This window comes from Paracoccus sp. M683 (assembly GCF_007096355.1).
Taxonomy (GTDB): domain Bacteria; phylum Pseudomonadota; class Alphaproteobacteria; order Rhodobacterales; family Rhodobacteraceae; genus Paracoccus.
In genome coordinates, this window is sequence record NZ_VKDF01000076.1 from 1 (window position 1) to 261 (window position 261).

1 pseudogene is annotated in these 261 nt (G+C 63.2%); it reads left to right on the top strand.

What is annotated here, in order from left to right:
* Nucleotides 1–261, top strand: a pseudogene (gene tuf / locus FNJ84_RS21855) (elongation factor Tu); the annotation flags it as partial.

Genomic DNA, 261 nt, shown 5'->3' on the forward strand with positions numbered 1-261 from the left:
ATCGCGGGGAGGCTGGCGACAACGTCGGCGTTCTGCTGCGCGGCATCGACCGTGACGGCGTCGAGCGTGGTCAGGTTCTGGTGAAGCCGAAATCGGTGACGCCGCACACCACGTTTGAAGCCGAAGCCTATATCCTGACCAAGGAAGAGGGTGGCCGTCACACGCCGTTCTTCGCCAACTACCGTCCGCAGTTCTACTTCCGCACGACGGACGTGACCGGGACGGTGAAGCTGCCGGAAGGCACGGAAATGGTGATGCCGG